Origin of the sequence: Halomonas sp. 707B3, from assembly GCF_024158645.1 — a bacterium.
Taxonomy (GTDB): Bacteria; Pseudomonadota; Gammaproteobacteria; order Pseudomonadales; family Halomonadaceae; genus Vreelandella; species Vreelandella lionensis.
Genome location: NZ_JAMZBE010000145.1, coordinates 1 through 8,973 on the forward strand (window position 1 = coordinate 1; position 8,973 = coordinate 8,973).

General features: G+C 54.2%; 8 protein-coding genes. 3 read left to right on the top strand and 5 right to left on the bottom strand.

Annotated elements, in window-relative coordinates:
- Nucleotides 1-421 precede the first annotated feature (421 nt).
- From BIS10_RS15385 to BIS10_RS15395, 3 genes are all read left to right on the top strand, one after another.
- Entirely contained in the window at nt 422-1,567 is a 1,146-nt protein-coding gene (locus BIS10_RS15385) for an inovirus-type Gp2 protein (protein WP_253506413.1), read from the top strand.
- A gap of 160 nt (nt 1,568-1,727) precedes the next feature.
- On the top strand, nt 1,728-2,210 hold the full coding sequence (locus BIS10_RS15390; protein ID WP_243470566.1) for a DNA-binding transcriptional regulator: 483 nt from the start codon (nt 1,728-1,730) through the stop codon (nt 2,208-2,210).
- Nucleotides 2,211-2,379: 169 nt separating this feature from the next.
- The gene (locus tag BIS10_RS15395) at nt 2,380-3,597 is read left to right on the top strand and encodes a hypothetical protein (RefSeq protein WP_139794496.1); all 1,218 of its coding nucleotides are present in this window, start codon (nt 2,380-2,382) and stop codon (nt 3,595-3,597) included.
- 114 nt (nt 3,598-3,711) lie between these two features.
- Here the strand turns inward: BIS10_RS15395 and BIS10_RS15400 are convergent, their stop codons facing one another.
- The 5 genes from BIS10_RS15400 to BIS10_RS15420 form a co-directional block, all read right to left on the bottom strand.
- Nucleotides 3,712-4,026 (bottom strand): hypothetical protein, encoded by a 315-nt coding sequence (locus BIS10_RS15400; RefSeq protein WP_083025521.1) that lies wholly within the window; start codon nt 4,024-4,026, stop codon nt 3,712-3,714.
- A 116-nt stretch (nt 4,027-4,142) separates the two neighbouring features.
- On the bottom strand, nt 4,143-5,339 hold the full coding sequence (locus BIS10_RS15405; RefSeq protein ID WP_253506416.1) for a Calx-beta domain-containing protein: 1,197 nt from the start codon (nt 5,337-5,339) through the stop codon (nt 4,143-4,145).
- A gap of 129 nt (nt 5,340-5,468) precedes the next feature.
- Nucleotides 5,469-5,681 (bottom strand): DUF6447 family protein, encoded by a 213-nt coding sequence (locus BIS10_RS15410; RefSeq protein WP_253506419.1) that lies wholly within the window; start codon nt 5,679-5,681, stop codon nt 5,469-5,471.
- Between the two features lie 13 nt (nt 5,682-5,694).
- Nucleotides 5,695-6,489 (bottom strand): SapC family protein, encoded by a 795-nt coding sequence (locus tag BIS10_RS15415; RefSeq protein ID WP_253506422.1) that lies wholly within the window; start codon nt 6,487-6,489, stop codon nt 5,695-5,697.
- Between the two features lie 96 nt (nt 6,490-6,585).
- Nucleotides 6,586-8,661, bottom strand: coding sequence for a hypothetical protein (locus tag BIS10_RS15420; RefSeq protein ID WP_253506424.1), 2,076 nt, complete (start codon nt 8,659-8,661; stop codon nt 6,586-6,588).
- Nucleotides 8,662-8,973 lie beyond the last annotated feature (312 nt).

An 8,973-nucleotide genomic window follows, 5' to 3' on the forward strand; every position in this document is an offset into this window, starting at 1 on the left:
CGCCGACACAGCACAAGTGATAACTTGTCACCGGTTGAGTATGAAAGGCGTTACTTTAAGAGCCTAACGGGTGTCTAGAATATCCGGGGCGATTCAGTTATTGGTATCAATCGCCTATGGGACATCTATAAGAACGAGGGCTAAGGGTACACGCCTCAGTGCGTACTAGGGCTCACGAAGTAAGAGCCCGATAGATCACATCACAGAGTCAATGAATATCCTTAAAAGAAACAGATAGCATCGTCATTAAATGACGATAGAGAAGGCGCGCTCTAGCGTGACGGCAACGCAACGGCACGCGCTAGGTGGATGACGCGGCTTAAGAAAGCCCTGCCTGAGTAACGGCCATGCCATAAATCTATACATACCTCGGTGATGGTACGAGCAAGCACGCTCTTCACCCTTAGCGAGGCGTTTCCCGATGTTCGATGACGTTGACAACGATACCTTTACCGATGCCGACATGCTGACCATCTGCCAGGGTATGAGCCCGACCGTCCTAGAGACCTCTGCCTTTGGGCAGGAGATCCCGGCACTATCCAGCCATCTCTGGCGGCAGGATCTCATTTGGGTGGAGCAGCAGCTAAAGGCCTTGGCGGCTAAGGAAGCGCGATTGCAGAGTAAGCAACTCATACAGCCGGATGGGTACGGTAGCCCTACCGTTGTGTTAGCCCCAAACGCGTTACTTGACGCGTTAACAACGCTGTTCACTGTGCTAGTAACGATGTTTTTAAAGACCGAAATTGGCCAGCACTATCGGCCTAGCCCTTACGCTCAGCGCTTTCTATGGGCCTTCGCGAGCTGTGACTATTTGCACGAGGCGGGCTTTTATCAGCCGCCGACCATGAGCCACGAGGATGCGGAACAGGTGGTTCTAGAACTTAACCAACGGTTGGTCGCTTGGCACCAATGCTTGAAGCAACCCGGCTTTACTTACGAGTGCAACCTCAATCGACGTAATAGCCGCAAAAACTATCAGCGCCTGACCACGTTAATCAAAGCGCTGTTCGCGCGTTATAGCCGCCTCACGGTCCTTCGGGTAGACCTGAGTTATAGCAAAGCAGATGGCCCTTACATCGACTACGAAACGGCACATTATCATCGTGAGCAGTTGTGCAAGATGTTTCATACATCGCCGATGTTCCATCACTTGGTCGGTTATGCCTGGAAGCTGGAGTGGAAACCCAAAAAGGGCTTCCACACCCATTTCCTGTTTTTCTTCGACGGCCATCACGTACAAGAAGACGTTACGCTGGCTCAGCGTATTGGCGAACACTGGGCTGGCCTCATCACGGGCGGGCAAGGCCATTATCACAACTGCAATCGCAACGCAGAAAAGGTCTATCACTACAACGCGCTGGGGCGCATTGATTACCACGACGTGGAAAAGCAGCGCGGTCTGGACTGTATCGCCCACTACCTGACCAAGGTCGACGACTATGCGTCTATGTTTGTCACAGGCCGCACGTTTCAAACCAGCCCTCTGCCTAAAGTACCTGAAGGGCCTCGGCCTGGGCGTCCACGGCAAGCGCCTGTTACCTGGCATGACGGTAACGCTAGCCTCTGAGCCTGCTTCCGGCTGCGCCGTAGTCATACCGTCATTTTGGCCGTAAAACCCTCTCTTTCCGTCTCCGAAGACGCCTGCCGTAGTGACTACGGCACGTGCATGCTATGGACACATTCAGCCGCCGCAAGGGCGGGCGTCTTCATTGATAGGAGGTTACCCAATGGACGAGGCACTCTTTTTCTCACTGCAACTAGAGAAGTTTCCTGGCCACGAAGAGGTGATGCGACAGTTTGCTGACGCCAACGGCATTCCCTTCGACCTAGCACTCATTTACCAGCTCATAGAGGATCGGCGACGCGACGAACAGCGCCACAAAGCTGAAGAGGCGCTAGCTCGACAAGACAAAGATAATGAGGACTGCCTAGGGTCTTGGCGTTCCTACAACAATGCCAAGCGTAACCTCTCTGCGGCGGCGAGCGAGGTGCATCAGACACTTCACGCCAAGCCAGAGCACTCCGACGTACTGCGACAAGAAACACCATGGATGACAGCGGTGGTGGCTCACCGTCGTGCGCAGGGCATCACCCAGGCTGAGTTTGCTCGCCAGCTAGGTGTCAGCGTGCGGACTTACCAGGAGTGGGAGCAAGGCCGACGGCAACCCTCTGGGCCTGCCGAGTCGATCTTGCGCCGGGCACTGTCGTGAGATAGATACCTTAGCCACCCGCGATGGGCTGGCCAACGAAGGCGCACGCGAAGGGATTAAAAACTAATAATAATTTATAAAAATAACATTATGAATTAGTTGATAAAAGAACTATATTTCAACAATCAGGAACTAAATTTTCAGTCAACACCTATTGGCAAAAGCCGTCATGGCACCGACACCCCGCATCACTTATCGCCCCTTAGGCTTCCCCGATCTCGCGAAACCACTCGCTTCTTTTCACCTAGGCAGGATGCGCTGGGAGGAGCAAGGAGAGGAGATACGTTTCGATGTGACACTCAAAGACAAGCATGCTGACCTGCTGCACATCATCGATGCAACGAGAGCAGCGCAATGGCTGTTGAACTACAAAGGGCGTATACCGCCGCTGACCACGCTGCACCCTGGCCAGCCACCCACGCCCACCCAAACATCTTGGACGGTGGAACACACTATTCAACGTTCGCTCTGGTTACTGAATCACCGGGTTAACGTCTCCCCCCTACGTCCCCACCCCATCCTCGACCTAATGCTAGCGCCACGGCCCAAAAAACCGCAGGATGACGATACACTGATTGAAGTGCTAACGCCGGGTGCACCCGGCGCTCACCTTCAGGAACGCCCAGTCGCAGAGCAACATGCTCAACAGCTGGCGGCACGACTTCAAGAGGTCAACACCACCCTACGCCACTTTGGGTTTCAAGCGCGCATACAGCACTTTCAGCGGCTTGCCCGTAAGCGCCACCAAAGCCGTGTCAAGCACCTGAACTCGCTCTTGGCAGCGAACCCACACTTACGATGGGTGAGACTGGACACCGGCTACACCCCCTACTTCGCCCGGCCAGGGGCACCCCAAGGCATTCGCGATGCGACAGACTCGTGCCCTCGGCCAACACGCTATAGCCCTGAGTGGGTAGATCACCTCAAAGCCGATCGCGACGCTCTGATCAAATCGATGAAACGCTCGTCGTTGTTCCAAGGGTTGGCAGGGTACCAGTGGCAACTCATGTGCTCCCCGGTGCTAGGGTGGTATGTGCATTGGTGGTTTTTCTTCACAGAACGGATGATGGTGCCACCAGAGCACATGTCATTAGCCATTGGGAAGGAGTGGTGTGAGCAGGCTTCGCTGGCCGATGGCGTCAGCATGCATGCGACATCCAGATCCGCCATGCTGGAGCTTGCGCTATCTAGCGAGGCCGGATGTCTAGCACGCTGGCAAACGCTACTGGAGTGTCAGGCAGGCATTGATTATTACCTGCAGCTCGCCTCCGACCAGATGGTGGATGCGACACAACGCGAGGAAATTAAAACGCTTATCGAAAAAAAAGAAAGGAAACGGCCTGCACATGTTAAAACGCTGGGCACGGGCGTGTTGAAACGTCGTTAACAAGCCAGCGGTGGACAAGTGATGCCACTGAGACGCCGGTTCAGCCATCGTGACGCCCGCTTGCAAAGCGCTAACGGTATGGAGAAAGCCCGCCAAGGCTCAAGACGCTTTTATTCACTCGCCCCCCCTCTGCACAGTCGCCACTAGGTGAAGGTAGGCCCGCTCAATCGCGTCGTCTCCAGTCCCTTCGTCATGGATGGAAGCCCCGATGAAGTCATCAAGCGCATCGCATAGTGCAATGGCCTCGGGTGACTCTCCCAGACGTACACACCACGTCGCGTACAACGCATAGAGGCCGTCCAGGTCGGCCTGGGTCATGGGCTCGAACAGCAGGTGCTCGTAGCCTTCCAGCTCGGCTAACATGGCCGTGCGGGCAGAAGGAGGAACAGGTGCCTCATCAGGGCTTTGGGGATCTGAGAAGTCAGTCATGGAAAGATTCTAGCAGCTCATAGCGGCCATAGGGCCACTTTGTACCGTAACAGTAGGAAAGCCCCTCAGGTAGCGGCATAAAAGCGACATTGACGCCATCAGCTTGTTAAACACCGCTAAGCTATCCATCCATCATCATCCAGGATGGTACGCACAGCCGTTAGCTTGAGCACGCCTTCCCTGAAGCTGCCACCAATGGGATTAAACACGTCCAGGTACAAGGTTTCATCGGGCTCTGGGGTCTCATCGCCAATCACTTCCACCGCAATCGCGGCTTGGGTTTCGCCAGAATAAAGGATGAGCGTGTCGGCCACGGCGATATAATCCTCCCCCGCCGTTGCAGTACCGTCTCGGGTAGCGTAATCAACGCTTAGCCACTGATCGGGGTGGTCACGCTGGCCGGTAAATTCCAGCAGAAAGTAAGCAAGCGTCGTGCCTTTATCCCCTTCTATCACCGTGGTCTCGACGTCTTCTCGCCGCTTAGGCGCACTAGGGTCAGCCTCGCGCAGGCTTCGGTCGATCCACTGTTGGTAGTAGCTGACCCGCTGAAAAGACGCGATCTCGCCGAAGCTGCTGTCCAGGGTATCGTTCACATCGGGGGATTGCCCATTACGGCTGAGCGATGCCGTATAGGTAGCCACTCCTGCCACCTTGTCATCAATAAACGCCGGGCCTCCGCTATCTCCCGGCGCGATAAGCCCTTCAGCAGCCCCTCGTCCAGTGTTATGTAAGCCCATCAACACACCCAGCGCATCGTTCTCGCTACTGCCATTATCAAAATCGATAATCAACTGAGAGCCAGGCAAGGGGTCCCAGCCGATACCTCGCCCCAGCGCATTTTTCAATGCCTCACCCGTGGTATCAAAACGGTTGTCAGCAACGCGTTTCGCGGGTGTCACACTCCCACTTTCCACGTACCCGGTCAGGCCATCACCGGGAAGGCCGTAACCCACCAAGGTGATATCAAGACCCACCTCGTCGCTATAACGGTAGAGTGTGCTCCGCTCGGCGCTCACCGGTGCTGGCTCGCCTAGCCATACCAACGCCAGGTCGCTATTTCCGTTTGCGACATCAAACAGCGGATGCAACGCAAACTGCGAGGCGGGCAGGTGAATGCGCCCTGCCGGCGTATCCATACGCACCGTCACTGCATCAGCGCCTTCAATGACGTGGGCAGAGGTCAATACCGCACGGCCGCCGTGTAGCAGCACGCCAGATCCGTAGAAACCACCGGCTGATACCTGAACCACCCCGTCATAGCCCTCGCTAGGCAGTACCCGGTAACGCTCAGGGTCGCGGGTAACAGTAACCATTGGCAACTACCTTATTAAGCTGGCAAACGTAAGAGCAGTGCGTATACCGGTGTATCAAATAACCGGCACAAACGGCACGCAGCCGCTGAGCAACAGCCCAGCAGCGGCGATTAGCACTAAGCGCGGCACTTAGTGCACCTCTTTGGTGGGCAGCTCTTCACTCAGCGCTTTGGCATACGCAGTACGTGCGGTTTGGTAAATCGCCAGCTGCTGCTTGAGCTTTTCAATTTCCGCATCGGTCACGCGCAGGTTCACTACTTGGTTGCGGGCGTTTTCAGACAGGTCGGCCACGTTGTACTCGGTGCCGTCGATGGTGATGGTTTTCGGTTGCTTCTCTGCCATATGTAACTTCTCCTTAGCTAAAATCAAACTCTAAATCGTCGTCGCCTTCGCCAAACACTTCATCGAGGTTGGCGGGCGTTTGGGCGGCTTTGCCTTGCGGCTGGGCCATTTGCGGGTATTTACCAGCAATCGCGCCGTGGCGTAGGTTCGCCATGCTCAGCAGGTGGGCATAGATAAGGGGCAATAAGCCCTGGTCGCGTAACTCACCGAAGGTCTCTAACGATAGATTATTCAGCGCTTTTTCGTCGACCACTTCCATGCCGGTGAGCTGGCTGTCTTCGCCGTTGGGGCGCTTAATACGGATCGCCCGCTCAATCAGGATGCCGAAGTCACGCAGGGTCTTGAGCATCTGAGCGGTGCGGGCTTCCTGCTGCTTCATCTGCTGCAAGAGGTCAATGCGCGCTTGCAGGGTAGCACTGGGCTTACCGCTTGCGTCGAATAGCGACTGGCCATCGTCGGTGCCTAATTGCTCGGCCTCTGAATCAAAGGCAATCGCAAACTCGCCTTTCTTCTCAGGTACTTCAGTCAAGGCAAACGGGTAAGCGCGGATACGGCCTGGGACGTAGGTGGCTAGCCACTGTCCGTCCTCAGCGACATAAGCGTTCACGCCCTGCTCGATGCCAGTTAAAGCAACGGGCAAGGCACGATCTTTGAGAAACACCAGCGGGTATTCACGCGCCACATCGGCCATTTCTGAATAGACGATGGGAACGAACATTTCCTCGCTAGCGAAGCGATAATTCTTTGAGGGCGTTAGGGTCAGATTGGCGTGCGTCTGAGCCTGTAACACCTGGGGATTGCGGAACATAAACGGCTCCATGTTGCATGTTCGGAATAGAAAAAGGGGCGCCGAAGCGCCCCTCTTTTACTTCATAACCAAACGGGTTGGTTAATGTCAATCTTCTTAGGCGAACGCGTTCGCTTCGAAGAAGGACGGTTCCGGAGAACCAACGGTGTTAATAACGATAGTGCCGTCGAACGCATCGCTGGTGATGGTGAAATCACCGCTATTCTCAACGATGGTAAGGTCACCTGCGGACAGGCCGTACTCAGAGAAGTCCAGCTTGTCGCCGTTAGCACCCGTAGTGACGTTGAAATCGTTGATAGTGATAGTACCACCTTCAACCAGCTCGCCACCAAACGCGAAGGTTTCGCGTACAGTTTCCTGTGCATTATTGTAAGTCACGTCGTTAACATCGCTGATGTTGACGGTGACTGCGCCGCCGAAGCTGGCTGCACCTGCATCAACGGTGAAGTTAGACGCTACAGCATCGTCGTTACCGTCAACACCCGCAGTACCGGCCAAGTTGATGGTGGTCAGACCTTCAACGTTGGACAGAGCGACATCGTAGCTGCTAGCCATTAGTACGCCAGCTGCATTCGGTGTGCTGGTATCTGCCAGAGTCAGCGTTTCGAGTGACTCTTGATCACCGTCAGCATCTTCTTGGTTAGTGACAGTCACAGTGTGACCAGCAGTACCTACTGCAGTAGACGTGGCATTAACTGTCAGGCCACTAACTTCATCGCTAACAGACAGTGCTACATCTTCAGAGTTGGTGCCTTCGAAGTTAACCGTCAGTTCAGCTGCTTCGCTGTCAAGCTCTACAGTTGCTACTGCTGAGTCATCGGTCGTCAGCTCAGTACCGGTAAAGTTAACTTCGTCGCCAGTATTATCAGTACCGGTGAAGAGTGTAGTGGTCGCAGTTTCCCAGAAGAAGCTATCGCTTCCAATGGTGAACTGGCCATCGTTGCCGGAAACGCCGCCAGCAATGGTGCCGCCGGTTGCAACTTCAGTAGCTGTCAGGCCAGCTTCTGTGTAGCTATTCCCAGCCGCTGTTCCGTCAGAGTTGATAGTGATATCGCCAAATTCAGCGGTAAATGCTACATCCACAGTTGCCCCGTTGAACAATGTAGCAGCATCAGCAGCATCAATGAAGTCAGCAGACTCAGCCGGATTGCCCACAGACAACGTATCGGTCACTGTGTTGTAGCGCAGTGTGTTGGTTGCCGTTGGGGCAATACCATCAATAAGAGCGACATCGCCATTCGTAGCAAATACAACGTTGAAGGTATTTACACCTTGAGTAATTGCTACGGTCTGGTTCTGTACTGCTGTAGCTGAAGCAGCATCTGTTACCGTGCCGCCGGTAGCAGTGAAGTTCGTAGCGCCACGCGTGTACGTGACGCCGCCAGCAACAACTGTATCGCCATCAGTCATTACGCCAGTAGCATTTACGAGAGTGGCAGCGTTGAAGTTAGTAACGCCATCGCCAGTCAGGCCATCGTTGAAGGAAACTTCGCTGATAGTACCCACGTCTAGGCCAGTGGTAGTAGCGCCGATGTCCTGAGTTTCTACAAAACCCAATGCTTGAACGTTGGTAACACCGGAAAAGTTCGCACTCAGGTCGGTGACAGTACCCAGGGTCAGGGTGTTTTCACCAGCGCCCATGTCGATGCTGTCGTCAGCATCTAACTCAGCGCCATTCACGGTCAAAGAGTCGTCACCAGCGCCCAGTGTTACGTCTAGGTCAGAAGCATTGTTGCTTAAATCAAGAGTCAGATTACCTTCGAAATCGCCTGCACCAACGGTGTTAACGTTAGCAGCAAGTGCGGTATCGATTTGCAGAGAACCAGAACCTTCAACGTTTAGCGCAACTTCATCAGCAAAAGAATCGCTGGTGACAGCGCTGAAGAAGCTTTCGCCACTATTGGTGATGTTGATAGCGTTGAATTCTGCAGTACCAGCGTTGTTCACAGCCAGGGTGCCTTGGGCAGCGCCTTGGGCATTTGCAAGGTTGGCGCCTTGAAGTACAACAGCTTGTGCAAGATCAGTAGTAGAGTCTACGTCATAGCCCAGAATAGTCGCATCGCCTTCACCTGCGATAACACCCAGCGTTACAGCGTTTTCTTGGTTATTAACAGTGAAGTTGTCCTGGGCGCGGTCTGACCAGATTTGCTCAACACCGGCTACGTTTGCCATGTCGACTGCAACGCCGTTCAGTGCACGGAAGTACAGGTTCTCGACGTTCTCGATGACACCGTCAAGAGCAACGTTAGCTGTCAGCGTAGCATTCAGACGATCAGTGCCTTCACCACCGTCAATGCGGTCGATAGAAGTCAGTGTCTGATTGCCAGCAACGGACAAACCAGCAGTGAACGTGTCATCACCATCAGTACCAGTGAAGTCGTCAACTGATCCTGCCCAGTAACGGTGGACACCTCAAGAACGTCATACGTTACGATGAGGTGAACCATGGCAAGATCGACAACATCAATGAAGAAAAAATCATAT

Excerpts from the sequence above, each read along its gene's own strand:
- BIS10_RS15385 (WP_253506413.1), top strand. The coding sequence starts at position 422 with ATGTTCGATGACGTTGACAACGATACCTTTACCGATGCCGACATGCTG.
- BIS10_RS15390 (WP_243470566.1), top strand. The coding sequence starts at position 1,728 with ATGGACGAGGCACTCTTTTTCTCACTGCAACTAGAGAAGTTTCCTGGC.
- BIS10_RS15395 (WP_139794496.1), top strand. The coding sequence starts at position 2,380 with ATGGCACCGACACCCCGCATCACTTATCGCCCCTTAGGCTTCCCCGAT.
- BIS10_RS15400 (WP_083025521.1), bottom strand. The coding sequence starts at position 4,026 with ATGACTGACTTCTCAGATCCCCAAAGCCCTGATGAGGCACCTGTTCCT.
- BIS10_RS15405 (WP_253506416.1), bottom strand. The coding sequence starts at position 5,339 with ATGGTTACTGTTACCCGCGACCCTGAGCGTTACCGGGTACTGCCTAGC.
- BIS10_RS15410 (WP_253506419.1), bottom strand. The coding sequence starts at position 5,681 with ATGGCAGAGAAGCAACCGAAAACCATCACCATCGACGGCACCGAGTAC.
- BIS10_RS15415 (WP_253506422.1), bottom strand. The coding sequence starts at position 6,489 with ATGTTCCGCAATCCCCAGGTGTTACAGGCTCAGACGCACGCCAATCTG.
- BIS10_RS15420 (WP_253506424.1), bottom strand. The coding sequence starts at position 8,661 with ATGGCAAACGTAGCCGGTGTTGAGCAAATCTGGTCAGACCGCGCCCAG.